Source organism: Blastococcus sp. SYSU DS0539 (assembly GCF_054050855.1).
The window spans coordinates 237,102-254,111 of the sequence record NZ_JBJHAF010000001.1; the positions used below are offsets into that span (position 1 = coordinate 237,102).

The 17,010-nt window shown below is 68.9% G+C and carries 6 protein-coding genes; 4 read left to right on the forward strand and 2 right to left on the reverse strand.

Features of this window, described 5'->3' with window-relative positions; genetic code table 11:
- Positions 1-29 precede the first annotated feature (29 nt).
- Genes ACI790_RS01070 through ACI790_RS01085 form a run of 4 tightly spaced genes read left to right on the forward strand, consistent with a single transcriptional unit; the run spans position 30 to position 7,951 of the window.
- The gene (locus ACI790_RS01070; RefSeq protein ID WP_456567922.1) at positions 30-1,826 is read left to right on the forward strand and encodes a hypothetical protein; all 1,797 of its coding nucleotides are present in this window, start codon (positions 30-32) and stop codon (positions 1,824-1,826) included.
- Positions 1,826-3,025: a DUF6361 family protein gene (locus ACI790_RS01075; RefSeq protein WP_456567923.1), complete on the forward strand. Its 1,200-nt coding sequence runs from the start codon at positions 1,826-1,828 to the stop codon at positions 3,023-3,025. The genes ACI790_RS01070 and ACI790_RS01075 overlap by 1 nt, the downstream gene beginning before the upstream one ends.
- Entirely contained in the window at positions 3,018-4,787 is a 1,770-nt protein-coding gene (locus tag ACI790_RS01080) for a phospholipase D family protein (RefSeq protein ID WP_456567924.1), read from the forward strand. The genes ACI790_RS01075 and ACI790_RS01080 overlap by 8 nt, the downstream gene beginning before the upstream one ends.
- On the forward strand, positions 4,784-7,951 hold the full coding sequence (locus ACI790_RS01085) for a helicase-related protein (RefSeq protein ID WP_456567925.1): 3,168 nt from the start codon (positions 4,784-4,786) through the stop codon (positions 7,949-7,951). The genes ACI790_RS01080 and ACI790_RS01085 overlap by 4 nt, the downstream gene beginning before the upstream one ends.
- Before the next feature lie 14 nt (positions 7,952-7,965).
- Here the strand turns inward: ACI790_RS01085 and ACI790_RS01090 are convergent, their stop codons facing one another.
- Both ACI790_RS01090 and ACI790_RS01095 read right to left on the reverse strand, forming a co-directional pair.
- On the reverse strand, positions 7,966-11,103 hold the full coding sequence (locus ACI790_RS01090; protein ID WP_456567926.1) for a DUF3427 domain-containing protein: 3,138 nt from the start codon (positions 11,101-11,103) through the stop codon (positions 7,966-7,968).
- Complete coding sequence (locus ACI790_RS01095) at positions 11,100-16,997, reverse strand: DUF3320 domain-containing protein (protein WP_456567927.1); 5,898 nt, start codon at positions 16,995-16,997, stop codon at positions 11,100-11,102. Before ACI790_RS01095 ends, ACI790_RS01090 begins: the two co-directional genes overlap by 4 nt.
- Between the last annotated feature and the right edge of the window lie 13 nt (positions 16,998-17,010).

A 17,010-nucleotide genomic window follows, 5' to 3' on the forward strand; every position in this document is an offset into this window, starting at 1 on the left:
ACAACGGTTGGACTTAGGGAGCCTGTTTCTTGTCTGCGGTACTCGTCTTTCTCCACGGAGTCGGCAACGGCGATCCGCAGGGAACCTGGTTGCAAGCGTTGAACGACGGTCTGGTCGAGGCGGGGTACGACCCGCTGCCGAAGTCGCAGACGGTCGCGCCGCGGTACAGCGACCTGCTCGAGACCGATGGGGTCCGCGCTTCCATGCCCGCCCGCACGTACTCGGCGAAGGACGAGGACGCTCGCAGACGTGACTACGAGCGTCGGCAGGCACGCGTCAGCCGGCTCATCGGTCATGACCCCGACGCGTGGGGGGTGGGCCTGGAAGCGGTACCCGAAGTCGTCGTCGACGTGGTGCAAAAAGCCGTCGTCGACTTCCGCCTCGGCCAGCTGGGCCAGGTCGATCGGTACATCGACAACGATGGCTTGAGGGGCGCGGTCCTACGCCGCGTTCTCGAGGCGGTCCCGGCTGAGGGCGACATCGTGATCGTCGGGCACAGCCTGGGTTCCGTGGTGGCGATCGATCTCCTCGACCACTTGCCGCCCTCTCTAAGAGTTCGGCGCCTAATCACTCTGGGCAGCCCAGCTGGCTCGGCCTTCATCCACGAGAAGTGCGAGAGGCTCCTCAAGCGATTCCCGTACGGCATCGTCGACGACTGGGCGAACGTCTACGGCCGCGGCGACATCGTGACAGCCGGACGCGGCCTTGCCGGCACGTTTCCCGCTGCCCAGGACTTCGTCGTGGCAGTCGGACCGCGTCACTATGCCAAGGCCTACTTCGAGCACCCCTCCGTGCGGACCCTCATCGGCGAGGCGATGCACGGTTCTCAGGAGACGGGTCTCGTGCCGGTCGAGCGCAGCGTCGAACTCCGTATCCCCGCGCCGGTCGAACAGGCGATCTTCTTCCTGGCCTTCGCTCATCACGTCCGACGCCTGATCGAGGACCGCAAGACGGCCGAGCGCTACGGGCAAGCGCTTCAGCTCGTCCAAGAGGACATGGCGAACCGGCTCAAGTTGATGCTGGTCAACGAGGGGCGGCCGGTCCCGCCGATCGTCGAGAGCCTCGGTAACGGCACGCCCCCTCGTTCGCGTCGGGACTGGAACCTGGACGAGGCGATCGATCCCCTGGTTCTGTGCGCGCTGTCCAACCTCGTCCAGCCGTACGACATCAATGCCGGCAAGGCACCCACCGCTGCGCTGCGCGACATGGCGATCGAGATCGGCATCCAGCCGGAGAGCGGGACGACGATCGGCAAGGCGATTCAGGAAGTCAGGGGCGTGCTCGAAGACAGCTCCGGAGTTCCTTGGTCGCGGATCGCCTTCGGCCTCGGCGGCGTCGCGTTGCTGGTGGCGGGGCCGTTGGGCATCGCTTTGGCAGCGCCGGCCGGGTTAGCGGGGGCGGCGGCGATCACGAGCGCTCTCGCCACCTTCGGGCCTGGTGGGATGGTGGGCGGCATCGCGTTGCTGGGCGGGCTGGCCTCAACCGGAGCTGCGGTGGCCACGGGCGCGGCTGCAGTCGGCGGCGCCGGTGACGCGCCGCTCGAGCAGATCGTCGTCGACCTGACAGCCCGCATCTCCGCCGCCCGTGCCCGCCAGCTGCTGGATCTGTCGGTCGACGCCATGCTCTGGTACCACGTCGTCGCCTTGGAGGCGGAGCTGGCTGCCGAGCTCAACCGACTGGAGCCTTTGAGTGACGGGAGCTCCCCACGGCTCAAAGACTTGCGCCGCAAGCGTGAGGTCGTTCGGCGAGCCCTCACGTACATGACTGCGAGAGGCATGCAGCCCCGGCAGTTGACGCAGGCCCCCAATACGGAGTCGGCCGCCTGATGGCCTCCGCCCTGTCCTGGCTGGACTTCTCGGCGGACGACCAACGCCGCACCCGGGAGATGCTGCGCCTCTTCGAAGAGAAGGAGAGCCGGGACGAGCTCGGTATCGGTCAGGTGCGGGACGCCTTTTCCGACCTGCTCTTCCCCGGCACCTCGGTGCTGCTGACCCGGGCCCGATACTTCCTGATCATCCCGTGGTGCGCGCAGTACGCCGACGGCACGGCTCACTACCGAAGCAGGAGGCTGACGCTCGACCAGGTCGAGCGCAAGGCGCTCGTCGCGCTCAAGAGCGCGGCGCCGGGCGAGCCGGGGATCATCGGCGCGCGAGCCGGCACCGCGGTGAAGAACCTGCCGTCGGTCCTCTACAACCAGGCACTCGAGCGCTACGGAATCGCTCGGCCTGCAGTGAGCAGCGGAGCCCTGGACGAGGAGAAGCTGGGCGAACACGTCGCCCGCGAGGCCACCGGACGATGGGTGTCCTCCCTGCCTGCCATGCCGCCCGGCTTCCCCGACACGATGGAGCAGGGCGTCCGGATGACACCGGACGAGGCCGGCTGGTTGCTGGAGCAGATTACTGCGTCCTGCCCTGACACCTTCCTGACCCACATCCTCTTGTCGGACTGGACCGTCGACGGTGTGGACTGGCCGTGGACCCATCCCGCGGTGGAGACAGCCCCCGCAGGGATGGCCTCGATCGTCGAGGACGCGGAACTCTTCTCTCTCGCCATGCACGGGGCGGCGCTGCTCTACAACCTGCTCATCAGCGAGTGGTACGAGAGCAAGGCGCTGACCAACGTCTCGGACCCGGTGGCCGGCTATCGCCAGGCGCTGGATGACTGGGCGCAGCACGCCCTGGCCCACCCGCGACGGAAGTCCTGGGACGTCGCGGCGATGTGGAGCCGGGTGATGCATCAGAACCCGCGCATCGAGGGGAATGTTCGCGCTCGCCGATTCATCGGCGACTGGCTGGACGCCTTCGTCGGCGGCGAGCTGCGGGGAATGGCCGACGACGAAGCCCTGCGACAACTGATCCGGCAGCGTGAGCGTTCGATCAAGGGCGCCCAGTCGCGGCTGGTCAACGAGAAGCTCCTGCGCAGCTGGGCCGGGGCATCCGGTAGCCGGCGGCTGAACTACCGGTGGGGCAACGTGGCCGGCCTCATCGCGGACATCGATGAGGGCCTGGAGTCAGACCTTGCTTGAGCCCGACGGTCGCTCGCTGCTGCTCGACGCGCTCCGCCCGCCGGAGGGATACCGGCTCGACTACGCTGCGGCGACGACCTTCACGCTGCACCTGGACACGGCCCTGTCGGTGCCGCTGTCCTTCCTTTCGCGCCGGCTGGCGGATTCCGGCGACCCCATTGCACTGATGGAGGCGGTGCGGGCCTCGGCTGAGCGGCTCGACATCTTCCACCAGGCCGGCGCGATCGCCATGCCGCCGTCGCGGTCGCCCATCTTCTCGTTCCTCGAGCCGGTCTTGCATGCCGTTCGGCGGCCCAAGCCAGGGCACCTCTTCCACCCAAAGCTGTGGGTGCTGCGATATGTCGCGGAGGACGCGGACGACGTCCGCATGCGGATGATCGTGCCGAGCCGAAATCTCACCGGGGATCGCAGCTGGGATCTCTGCCTGCAGCTGGATGGGGCCTTCGCGACAGGGCTGGTGGAAGCCAACCGACCGATCGCCGACCTGCTGCGGGCCCTACCGTCCCTGTGCCTCGCTGAACTGCCCGGCGACCGTTTCGCGCGCCTCGACCGGTTGGCGCACGACCTGCTGCGCACGGAATGGGAACTTCCGGAGCACATCGACGACGTCGCCTTCGACGTCCTGGGGCTGGGCCACACCCTGGAGGACGACTACTTCGTCGGCGACGACCACCTGGTCATCTCGCCGTTCTGCACAGACGGGGGGCTGGCAACCGTGACCGGAGGCAGTCCGGCGACCGTCGTCAGCCGGCAGAAGACGTTCGACGCACTGGCGCCGGAGACCCGTGACAGGCATGCACTGCTCATCCTCGACCCCCTGACCAGCGAGATGGAGGACAAGGGCGACGGAACAGAGGCCACCGCCACCGGACTCACGGGGCTGCACGCCAAGTGCTTCATCGTGCGGTACGGACGCCACGCGTGGATCCGGGTGGGCTCGGCGAACGCCACGGAAGCCGCCTTCAACGGCAATGTCGAGATCCTGGTCTCGCTGGTGGGATCGGCGGCCAAGCTGGGCGTGGTCGACCTCGTCCAGCCGGACAGCCCGCTGCGCCGCATTCTCACCGACTACTCGCCGCAGGACGTCCAGGAGGACGACGACGCCGCAGGGCAGCTCGGCGATGTGGTGATGGACCTGGCCATGGGGCAGTGGGTCGCCTCGGTGCACGCAGCTGCTGACGAGTACCGGATTGGTTTGACCGGTCCGGTCATCCCGCCCCTGCCCGACGGCGCCCGCGTCACGGTGCGCCCAGTGACGGTGCCCGAATTGGCCGTCGAGGTGCCGGCTCGCGAGCCGGTCAACGCCTCGTTCGGTCCCATGGCCGTCGATCAAATCTCGGCCTTCACGGTGATCACAGCAACGGCACGAAGCGGTGAGACCGTGCACGCCGTCGTACTGGCTGAGCTGGTGGGTGCACCAGAGAACCGGCTGGACGAAGTCATCGCCAAACAGGTCGACACCCCGGAGAAGTTCCTACGATTCCTGGCCCTGCTGCTGGGGATCGGGCAACCCGCCTGGGCTGTGGGCGCGCCCCCGGCGGGAGCTGCAGCCCCATCCTCCGCCACCGGATTCGAGGCGCCCGGGATGCTCGAACTGCTGATGCGAGCCCTCGTCGAGCATCCGGACCGCCTGGACGACCTCGCCCGTCTCGTGGACAGGCTCGGCGCCCGGGTTGATGCGGCGTCGGTCCTCCCGAACGGGTTCACGGAGATCTGGGCGGTCGTCGACACCGTTCGGCAGGACAAGGCGGTCAAGGCATGACGCGGTTCGATGCGGCCCCCGTGCTCGCAGGTCTCAAGGACTTCCAGCGAGCCACCGTCGAACACGTCACGCGCAGGTTCTTCACCGACAACCAACCCACGCGCCGCTTCCTCGTGGCTGATGAGACGGGCCTGGGCAAGAGCGTGGTGGCGCGTGGGGTTATCGCCAAGACACTTGAACACCTGCAGGACGACAACTCGGTCGACCGGATCGACATCGTCTACATCTGCTCCAACGCAGACATCGCCCGGCAGAACCTGGCCCGCCTCGAGGTGACCGGGGATCGCGCCACGCACATGTCCACCCGCTTGACCATGCTGGCCAAGCACACCGCGATGTTGAACGGCGCCTCGTCAGGCGCGTTGGACAAGCCGGTCAACCTCGTCGCGTTCACGCCTGGAACGAGCTTCGAGCAGGGCTGGCGCACAGGGCAAGCGGAGGAGCGGGCACTCATCTACCTGCTGCTGGAAGAGCAGCTGGGGCTGTCCGGCTGGACGAGGCGAAGCGCGCTCCAGGCACTTCGGGCGACCACGAGGTCGTACGACCGGTTCGAGAACGTCGTCGAGAACCTCCGCTGGACCCTGGCGGGTGGCCCGGACCCGGTCATCGCGAGCGCGTTCGGGAGAGCGATCACGGCGGACGATCTCGCGAGACGCGCAGAAGAACTGTTCGACGACGTCGGCCGCAAGCACCAGCTGTCGGACGAGCAAAGACATAGGGCCACGACGCTGATCGGAGAGCTGCGCGGCCGGCTGGCCCGCGCCTCGATCGAATCCCTGGAGCCGGACCTCGTCATCCTCGACGAGTTCCAGCGCTTCCAGAACCTCCTCTCGGTCGAGAAGGGCGGCCCGAGCGCCGAGCTCGCGCAGGAGCTTTTCGACTACGGCCAGTCCAAGGTGCTGTTGCTGTCGGCGACGCCCTACAAGCCGTTCACGCTCGACCAGGAGACCCAGACGTCGGGCGAGAGCCACCACCGGGACTTCGTGGAGACCCTCCGTTTCCTCAACGACGACGCGGTCTGGCTGCGAGAGGTGGAAGACGCGCTGTCGGCCTATCGCGACGCGCTGGCCCGGGGGACCAGGGCCGCTGCGGCCGCGGAACGGGTCAGGGGCCTGTTGACCACGGTGATGACGCGGTCCGAGCGTCCCCGCCTGACCTCCGGTGAGATGGTCCGGGAAGTGCGCACCGACCTCGCTGATCTGACAGCAGACGATGTCCGCGGGTACGTGCGCCTGCGCGAGCTCGCGTCTGCCCTGAGAGCCAACGCGACCCTCGAGTACTGGAAGTCCGCGCCCTACTTCGTCAACTTCGTCGAGGGCTACCAGCTCGGCGACAAGCTGAAGCAGGCGCTGGCGGATGGAGGCACCGCGGGTGTCGAGGAGCTGACAGCGCGCACCCAGCAGCTCGATGCCGAGGCCCTGACCGCGTTTAAACCGGTGGACCCGGGCAACGCCCGGCTCCGCCGGCTGGCCGGTGACACGGTGGATCAGGGGTGGGCCGAGCTGCTCTGGCTTCCCCCCTCTATGCCTTACTTCAAGCTCGGGAAGCCGTTCGCCCATCACGCGGCGGCCGGGATCACCAAGCGGCTGGTCTTCTCGTCCTGGTCAGCGACTCCCACAGCCATCGCCGGCCTGCTCAGCTACGAGGCCGAACGGCGCATCGCCGAGGGCACGCTGGTGGAGAACACCGTCCAAGCCCGCGCTGCAGTGGCGAGCCGGCTGGACTACCGACTGGTCGAGGGGCGGCCTGGGGCGATGAGCGCTCTGGCGCTGTTCTGGCCGCACCCCGAACTGGCCCGGCTGGCGGACCCGCTCACCGCCGCTCGCGCGCGCCCTGCGGAACTCCTGAGCCGAGCGCAGCTCGAGACCGCCGTCCGTGACGTGCTCGAGGAGGCTGGACGCGGTCGGGATCAGGCAGAGGGCGACGCGGATGCCACACCCTGGAGCCGCTTTCTCAGCTGGCCCGGTGCCCTGCCGGACGGCATGGAGGACGACCTGCTGCACCTCCTCGCCGGGGACGCGGGCGATGGCACGCATGCGCAGCAGACCTCGGCGGAGGCTCACGCCGGTCTGAGCGCCCACATCGAGCAGGCGCTACGGGTGGTCAACAGCGGAGGCGCTGCGGGTCTCCAGCGACGGGACAGCCTCTCGCGGGACGTGGTCCGGTTGGCTGCGCACTCGCCCGGCAACATCGCGTGGCGGGCGCTTGCCCGGGTGCTCGGCGGGGAGGACGAGGTGACGCCCAGGGAGCACTGGGCTGCCGCGGCGCACCTGGCCGCAGGCCTGCGCTCTCTCTTTAACCGCCTCGAGAGCACGCTCATCCTGGACCGAGGTGACCAGGGGTCGGCTTACTGGCGGGCGGTGCTGGACTACTGCGCCGCTGGCAACTTGCAGGCCGTGGTGGACGAGTACGTGCACCATCTGCGCAGCTCGCTGTCCGACGCACCCATGACCGGCGAGTCCCTGTGGAATCTTGCCGACGGAATCGTTCGGGCAGTCACCCTTCGGGTGGTCAACTACGCGCCGTACTACCCCACGGCGGGCAGTGGACCGCGCCTGCGCAGCCGCTTCGCGCTCCGCTACGGCTCTGCGCGCGGTACCGCGACTGAGGCTGCCGAGGGAGCGCAGATCCGCCAGCAGGACGTGCGCGCGGCCTTCAACAGCCCGTTCTGGCCATTTGTGCTCACCACCACCTCAGCCGGGCAGGAGGGCATCGACTTCCACTGGTGGTGCTCGGCGATCGTCCACTGGAACACACCCGCCAACCCCGTCGACTTCGAGCAGCGCGAAGGCCGGGTGCACCGGTTCGGCGGTCATGCGGTGCGGCGGAACGTCGCCGCCGCGCACCGTGCGGATGCGCTGCGCTCCTCGTCTTCGGATCCGTGGAAGGCGGCCTACGACGCCGCCGACGAGGCCACCAAGGACCGGGGCGACTTCGTGCCGTTCTGGGTCTACGAGGGCGAGGCCAAGATCGAGCGGCACGTCTACCCCTACGCGCTGAGCCTTGACGGACCGCGTTATGACCGGTTGAAGCGCGATCTGGCCATGTACCGCCTGGCCTTTGGGCAGCCGCGGCAGGAAGACCTGCTCAAGCTTCTGGATCGCCGCAGCGACGACGAGATCTCGGCGACGGACGTCATCGACCTGCGGGCGCCAACTCAGTGACGTCCCGGACTTTCTCAGGCCACCTTGGCCGCGTGGAAGACGTCCGCAGGAAGCGCGTGGTCGAGCTGCCAGAGGATTCGCATCGGCCGCTCACCGGTGTGGGACAGGTAGGTCATCGGCCCCGCGTACAGGTACGGCGGCGTCCCCAGCGTTCCATCAGCCGTCTTGGTCTCGCGGACGAACAAGTGCACAGAAGTGCCTAGGTCACGGTGGTTGATGTACCGCCGCCCGGTCGCGGAGCCTTCGGCCGTGTTGTTCTGCGACTCCCACTGGAAAAGCGTCGGGGAGATGGCGTGGTCGGCGTACATGGTGGTGGGTGAGAAGTGCGCTTCTGACTTCATCAGCGTTACGAAGAAGACGTCGGCTCGATCGTCCGGCACCCATCGCACTCCCGAACCGAAGGTGCCGTTGAGGTTCTCCATCCCGAATGCCGCCAGCGCCTCGTCTCGGCTGTAGCGGGCATGCACGTGCAGCGGTCGGGGGCCGGCGATCTCCAGAGCCGGTGCGACGCGGTGGATGCGGTCGTGCAGGACACCGCTCAGTTCGCGGAGCTCGGACGCGCGCCCAGAATGGGCCAGAAATCGCGCGAGACTGGCTTCGATGCTGCTGAAGGGAGTCCGGCTACCGAAGAGAGAAAAGTGCAGCATGGCTGCGAGCCGGCGGGTCCTGTCGTTGAGCTCGACCTCGCCCTCGGTGATCGACTGGAAGAACTGCAGCCGTTCGACGTCGTCCACGTGCAGCATGCGGCCGAGCGCTCCACCCAGAGCGGCGTCGTCGGGTCCGGCAACGCTGTCGTCCCACCCTGCCGCTCGTTGTAGGTCCAGCCAACTGCGACCGCTGCCGCGATACAGGTCTTCGAGCTCTACCCCGGATTCCTCGAGGAAGCCTGCCAGCGTCGGCCGCTGGAGGCCACGAGCCTCGGCTACGAGCCCCTTCCAGGAGACGTTCAGCGACGACTTGATGTTGTCCAGCACGAGCTGCTGTGCCACCCGGTCGAGCTCGATGTGGCAACCGGCGGGAAGCAGCGGAAATCCCTGCTCGACGTCTCGCTGCAGCCCTCGCCGTGAGCTGCCGGTGAGAGCGCGGAACCGAAGGTCGAAGCGGAACTCCTGGTGCTGCGCCCCGATGAAGTCGAGAACGGTCAGGCAGGACTTGTCCTCGGACAACCGCAGGCCGCGCCCGAGCTGCTGAAGGAAGACGGTGGCGCTCTCCGTCGGGCGGAGGAAAAGCACGGTGTCGACGGCCGGCACGTCTAGCCCCTCGTTGAACAGGTCCACCGTGAAGAGCACGTTGACCGTGCGATCGCGCAGCGCGGCGAGAGCGGCTGCCCGATCCTCGCGTGAGGTCCGGGCAGTGACGGCGAAACTGGGGATGCCGGCGTCGGTGAAGCGGCGCGCCATAAACTCGGCGTGCTGGATGCTCACGCAAAACCCCAGGGCCCGCATCTTGCCGGGGTCGTCGACCTTGTCCCGGACCGCTTGGAGGATGAGCCGTACCCGGTGATCGTCGCCGGTGTAGATGTTGGTGAGCTCGGCGGGGTCGTAGCCGCGTCCGCGCCTCCAGCGCACCTGTTTCAGGGCGACGTCGTCGTGGATGCCGAAGTACTGGAACGGGGCCAACAGCCCTTGTTCCAGCGCCTCCCACAGCCGCAGCTCCACCGCGGTGCGACCGTCGAACCATTCGCGTACGTCGGCGCCGTCCGTCCGCTCGGGCGTCGCGGTGAGCCCGACGAGAACCTCGGGTGTGAGGTGGTCCAGGAGGCGGCGATAGGTGGCGGCCATCGCGTGATGGAACTCGTCGACGACCACCAGGTCGAAGTGCGCTGGATCCAGCTCCGCCAGGTCCAGCTGGGCCAGGGACTGCACCGAGCCGAAGACGTGGCGCCACTCCCGGGGGCGTTGGCCACCGACGTACAGCTCACCAAAGTCGCCTTGGCGCAGCACGTGGCGGAACGTCGACAAACTCTGTGCCAGCAACTCTTCCCGGTGGGCGACGAAGAGGATGCGGTCGGCGGTTCCTGCGGCCCGTAACCGCTTGTAGTCCAGTGCGGAAACCACGGTCTTGCCGGTTCCCGTCGCCATCACCACGAGGTTGCGCCACCGATTGTGGACGGTGCGCTCGGCCTCGAGCTCGTCGAGGATCTCGCGCTGATAGCCGAACGGCCGCACGTCGAGCGACGTGATCTCGATGGGCAAGTCCATCGGGCCACCGCGCTCCGCGCTGAGCGCGGTGCGGAGCCGGTTGCCGTCGCGGGTGGGGTCGTACGTCTCGAACGACGGATCGGCCCAGTAGCTGTCGAACGTCTCAGCGAAGGTGTCCAGCAGATGCCCCTGCTCGACGCTGGAGAGGCGGACGTTCCACTCGAGGCCGTCGGTCATCGCCGTCCGGGACAGGTTCGACGAGCCGACGTAGGCGGTCGACATGCCGGTCGCACGGCGGAAGAGCCAGGCCTTCGCGTGCAGCCGCGTCGTCCGCGTCTCGTAGGAGATCTTGACGTCGGCGCCTAGCTCGACGAGACGGTCCAGAGCGCGCTGGTCGGTCGCACCCATGTACGTCGTCGTGATGATCCGCAGCCGACCCCCGCGCTCTCGCAGGCCGAGCAGGGCCCTCTCCAGCACACGTACGCCTTGCCACTTGATGAACGCGCAGAGCAGGTCCACGTGGTTTGCCGACGACAGCTCCTGAGCCACCTCGTAGCCGATTCGAGGCTGGCCGCGGCCGTTCACCAGAAGCGCGCTCGTGGATAGCGGGGTGGCGGGCCGTTCGGGGAAGAGCACGGGGCCGGGAACCGCACGTGGCTCGGCAACGGCGAGAAGGGTGCGCGGCGGGTCGACAATCGGCTCGTCGGGGTCGATCGCATCCGCTGAGAGTTCGCTGATCACCCTGACGATGCGATTGGCCAGCGCGACCTGGCGAGCGACGGCAGCGGCGTCGGAGCCGCCGGCAGCCCGCAACGCCCGTCTGGTCAGCTCGGTGATGTGGCGGGTCAGCGCCTCGTGGGCGTCCGCAGGGTCGAGCCCGCCGAGGTCAACGAGCTCTGGCGGAAGCTTCGTTAGTGACTGGAGGAGCCGATCGGTGACCAGATGCTCGTAGAGTCCGGCAGGCAGTCCACCGTCGGCCGACGCTTGCTGCGGCCGGCTTGCCGTGGTCATCCGGGGAGCACCAAGCCCGTCGCCTGCGTCGTCAAGCGCCCCGACGCGATGGCCTGCGTCAAGGCCGCTTCCAGCAGCGCAACCTGCGCGGGTGTCCTCCGGCGCAGGCCGAAGACGTCCAGCGTCTGGGCGAACAGCTCGTCCTGACTCATGCCGGCCGCGGCTCGGCAGAGCGCCACCATCGCGTTGCCGATCTCCTCCGGAGCCACATGCTCCAGGGGACGATCGGTACCACTGGCCTGACGGCGGAATCCGTTCCAGGTCCCCGGCTGAAGGCCAGCGGGCCAGACGAAGTCGCCTGCCATCAGCGGCGCAGGGATGACCGCGGTGATGGCGTCCTTGCGTCCCTGGGCAACCCGGCCGAGGCCGAACGCCGCCGCCGTCAGGCGCACCAAACGGTCCCGGTGAATCGGTCCTTCGACCTCGACACCGGACATGACAACCGTTCGAACCATCTCGGCGGCACGGCGGCTGGGCAACTGGTCAAGGATGCTGCGATCACCGGCCACGCCCGGCTGCCACGCCAGGAACTCGGACTGGCCGTCCAAGGTGGCCGCCGCTGCTTTCGGCGCTGGAGCCGTCTCCTCTGCTACGGACGGCGCTGCCGTCTCGGCTGCGAAGGTTCCGTCGGGGTCCGAGGACATGGCCACGGGCTGAGGCGCGATCACTGCGGGCGCCGGCGGTTGCTCAGCCGGCGCGTCTAGCGCGGCAACCAGCCGATCGAGCACCGTTGCGGGGTCGGCAAGCCAGGACGGCAACCACACTCGCTCGACCGCGGGCCAGCGGAGCATGCCGCCGAGGACGTCGACCGGCAGCCCGTCGCGGTCACCGACGGTGCCACGACTTGCCCACGCCGGACCGTCGAGCAGGACGGCCATCACGGGGCGGTCAGGAGCGTCGGCCCGGGCGACGGACAGGTCGATCCTGAAATCGGAGAGGCCGACGTCGGTACGGACGGCCAGGCCACGCGCACGGAGTCCGTCAGCGATCTCTTCCCTGTGCCGGTCCGGTACCGATGGGCGCTGCCCATCGCGAGGAAGCACTGCGGTGCCCTGAGCGGCAAGGTCGAGGTAGGACCGCAGGTGCTTGACCCCCACCGACGAGGTCTCCTCCGCCCTTAGTTGGGCAGGGTCGAACGACGAGAAAACCACCACCTGCCGGCGCGCCCGTGTGACGGCCACGTTGAGCCGCCGCTCACCCCCGGCGCGGTTCAGCGGACCGAAGTACAGCGGCAGCACGCCGCGCTCGTTGACGCTGAAGCCCGTGGAGAAGAAGACGACGTCGCGCTCGTCCCCCTGGACGTTCTCCAGGTTCTTGACGAACAGTCCCTCGCCGTCGGTGCGGTCCAGCGCCTCGACGAGTCGTTCGTCTCCGGCATCGCGCAGCAGCGCCTCGATGTAGGCGCGCTGCTGTTGGTTGAAGGTCACGACCCCGAGCGACGGGAGCTCGTCGGGCGAGGCGGCGAACCTGCGGCGGATCTCGGCGACGACTGCTTCCGCCTCGACAGGGTTGGTGCGGAGCAGTTTGCCTTTCCCGGTTCGCTGGAAGGCGCCGTCCACCCGCACGAGGGCGACTCCGCGCCCGTCAGGAGCTGTTGTCGCCGGGCCGTGCACCGGTGCCGGGAAGGACGAGAGGCGGTTCTCGTAGTACTGCCGGTTGCTGAAGGCGATCAGTGACTCGTCCTGGCTGCGGTAGTGCCAGGAGAGCCACTGCCGTGGTACGCGGGCCTGGACACATTCGGAGAGGATGGACTCCTCATCCTCGACGACCGGCTCAGCGGAGTTCTCGACGTCCTCGTCGTCGGTACCGGACGCGGGCTCGGCGAACGTCGTGGGCGGCATCTGCTTGCTGTCCCCGACGACCACGGCAGCCTTCGCTCGGCCCAGGGCGCCGATGGCATCCGCCACGCGGATCTGTGACGCCTCGTCGAAGACCACCAGATCGAAGAGCCCGGCCTGGGCGGGGAAGAATCGCGCGACCGAGTCGGGGCTCACCAGGACGCACGGCATCACCGCGGTGATCAACTCGCCGTAGGTGGACAGCAAGCCGCGTACTCCGAGACCGCGGCGCTGCTTGGCCAGTTCACGCTGCAGTGCGCCCACCTGGCCCAGGCCGGTCGCAGGATCGAAGGGGCGGCTCTGCAGCACCTCTGCCGGCACTGCCGACCGCAGGTGCTCGCGCACGGCTCGAGAAGCGGCCGTGAAGCGGTGAATGGCGCGCTCGTGCCGGTCCGGCTGGAAGCCGTCGAGGCCGGTGGCCGCCTGGCGCTCGCTCACCGACGATTCGGCGAGCCCTCGGTCGAATGCGCGAACTGCGTCGTCGGCCTCGAGCCGGCCGGACAGGATGGCCTGGCGCGCCTGCCCCAGACCAGCTGCGCGCAACGGCTCGACGCCCGCGACGAGGTCCAGCCAGCACTGGAGCGAGGGCAGCCCGGGCACCTGCGTCGCTCGTTCTGCGGCGGTGGCCTCCCAACGGGTGAGCACACCGTCGGCACCTGCCCACTCGGCGAACCGCTCCTCCGGGGTCTGGCACGCGGTCAGCAACTGCGAGAGAGCGTCGCGTGCGCGCTCGACTGCCGCCCCGGCTTCCGCGTCGACGATCGGCCCGGCCGCCAGCAGCGCACGGAGCACGCCGGGAAACCCGTCTGCGGCGTCGACGGCCGCGCCGGCGCTGCGGAGCCACTCGACCTGCCGGTCGAGTACCTCGCGCCCGGCGTCGGTGAGCGGGTTCCACTGCGAGGGCACAGCGAGTCCTGGGACGCCGGCGGCCCGCTCGGCGATGGCGCGGACTGCGGACTGGACCTGCAGCAGCGCGCCGGTCAGCTCGGGCACCGCCTTCGGCGCGACCTCGGCGCCGGGCCGCAGGACCGGCGCCAGCTGCTCCCGGACGGCGATCAGTCGCTTCTTCCGCCCGAACCAGCTCGATGCCGCGGCTGCGGTTGCGGCTGCATGGATGTCGGCCAGCGGCAGGCCGAGAGCGGCCGGGGTGGCGGCGTCGAGCCCGGGGTGCGTGGCAGCCACGAATGCCGAGACCTCGCCGGCCACGGAGCGGGTTGCGTCGCTCCATCGTGGCGAACGAGTCTCGTCCAGGACATCCAGGCCGACGGCCGGCCCTGACAGCAGTCGAGCCAGGGAGTCCAGCTCTGTCGGCGTTCGAGCTGCACGTACGGCTGGAGCGAGACGTCCCTCGCGAGGCAGTGCCGCCAATGCCTCGGTCAGGTCCATAGCCGCTTGCCGTACGGCGGCGGGCATCACGTCAGCGGTGTCGATGAACGCCCACGGGTGGTCCGGACGAGGGCGGGCCTGGTCGGTCAGGTCGGGCAGCCCGGCCAGCAGCTGCCGGATACCGGCGACCGTCTCCGGTGACGTGGTCGCGACGAAGGTGGCGGGGATCGGCAGAGCCGGGATCTCGGTTCCGGCGGAGAGCACGGCGGTGCGCGCGGTGTAGAGCGACAACTCCGCACCGTTGGTCTCATGGAGCCGCTGGGTGTACCGGTCCAGGCTCCGGCGTGCCGATCGGAGGTCCTCCTGGTCGGTCGCCAGCCCCTGGTCATCCACTGCGACAGCGTGCTCGAGCGCCTGCCGGATCTGGGCGCGGACGACCGCGGGCTTGCTGCCCTTGTCGTGCAGGTCGAGCGCGAACGGGCGCATCCCGACCGCGGCCAGCCGTCGGGACACGACGTCGAGCGCTGCTCGCTTCTCCGCGACGAACAGCACCCGCTTGCCGTCGGCGACGGCTCGGGTCAGCAAGTTGGTGATCGTCTGTGACTTGCCCGTGCCGGGCGGGCCCTCGAGCACGAAGGTCCGCCCGGCGGCGGCCTCGGCTACGGCGCCTAGCTGGGACGCGTCGGCCGGGACTGGACAGCGTGCGGCCAGGTCATCGAGGTCGGCGTGGTCGGCCCCGGTTGTGACGGGGTCGATGAATGGTTCGGTGGGCTTGCTGACCAGGTGGGCGACGAGCGCATTGGTCGACAGCTCGGCCCAGTGCTCGTCCAGGTCCTTCCAGAGGCGGAACTTGGCGAACTGCAGGATGGCCAGATCGGCCGTCGGCTCGACCCGGTAGGGGAGCCCGCTCTCGGCGAGAGCGAGCCGCATCGCCTGCAGTGCGGCATCGAGATCGATGCCGGCTCCGTCCTCGGCCGGCTCCGCGAGGCCCGGCACGGAGAGGCCGTGGAGTTGGCGCAGCTTCTCGAGCAGGCAGTAGTTGGGCGTGCTGGTCCCGGACTCGTCGAGAACCATCCGGTATCCGCTGTTGCGCGCGCCGGCGGCCAGATTCACCGGCACCAGGATGAGCGGCGACCGGAGCGGGCGGCCATCGAGCTCCCACGCCAGGCTGCCCAACGCCAGGTACAGGTTGTTGGCGCCGGTCTCCTCGATGATCGTCTTCGCCTTGTACGCGAGGTTGCGGAACTGGGTGAGGTAGGTGGCTTCGGTGGCATCCGCGAAGACGGCGCGCCGGCTGTGCAGGATCTCCGTCAGCTGCTCTTGAGGGAGCTCGCGCGCCGATCGCAACCCGCGAGCGCGCTGGATCTCGGCAATGTGGTCGGAGGGGAGCAGGGTGATCGGCGTCCCTCCGTTGACCATGTCCTCCAGGTCGGCGAGGGACGCATCCGGCACGGTCAGTGCCAGCCCGGATCGCTCGGTGTAGTTGATCAGCCGGTTGCGCAGGCTGAGGTCGAGAAGGGCGTTCTTCCACTGCTGGACGCGAGCGGGGACGTCCGGTCGATCGGCGGGGGCGGCCGGACGATCCCCGGGCTGAACCGGGCGGAGCGGAGCGCTGTGTTCGGCAGGGCGGTACTCGACGACGTTGATCGCGCCATCGGCGTCCCGGGTCCGCGCAGGGAGCGGCAAAATGTGGTCCTGCCGGGCGCGGTGCACATCGACGACGCCGACGACTCGATCCAGATCTCCGGCAAGCCACGCGGCGTACGGCTGCCGGTGGAGGTCGCCGGCCGAATACTGGCCGTCGCCGGCGAGCATGGTGGTCTCGATCAGTCGGATCAGTCCGAGATCGACGAGGTTGACCAGCGAGGCCACTTCGGTCGAGACCGTGCTTTCGACCGGGACCTCTTCCCGCCAGTAGCCGAGGAACGCGTGGCCCTCCACGACCCAGAGCAGCGGCCGAATGCCGGCCTGCTCGAGCGCTGCGGCGAGCACCACGACTGTGTCGAGGCAGGTGCCGATCCGGCCGTCCAGGACATCGCCTGGCGTCCGGACCTTCTGTCCGTTGTCGGCCCAGCTCGCGGGCGGCTCGCTGTACCGGATGGCGCGACGCCGCATCGCCTCTGCAAGTGCTTCCGCGATCTGGTCGACGCGCTCGGCGCCCGACTGATAGCCCTGCACCGATGAGCTGCCCGTGGCCGACTGGAGAAGCTCCGCAGCCTCGCTGACCAGTGCGGTGACGGACGGGTGGTTCGGCATGACGTGGGCCGCCAGCATCTCCAGAGCCAACGCCGGTGGTGTGGCCAGCCACTGCTGGGCGGCGAGCACCTGAACCGGAACGGCCCTGCGAGCCAGCACCTGCTCACCCTGGGCCACTTCGACGTCCACCGTGCCGGGGCGCTGCTCTTCGACCTGCAGCATGGCAGCGGGATCGAGGCGGAGCGGCACGTCGGTGAGGACCGCCGTCGCTCCGGCCTCGAGATCCACCAGGAGCTCGACGGGTGTGCCGATCGCCCCTTCGGCGTCGCGCACCGACAGCCGCACGATGGCGGCATCGACGGGTCGCCCCCTGTTGGTGACCACCAGGCGCGAGATGACCGGCACCTGGTTGTGGGCCAGTGCGTAGCTCAGGACCTTTGTGGCCGTCACGTCGATCTCGACCGGCGGTACCGATGCGGTCGTGCCCTGTTCGGCGTCGGACGGCATCTGGTCGGCCCCCGTGCTGTCACCCATGCGGTCTTCCTAC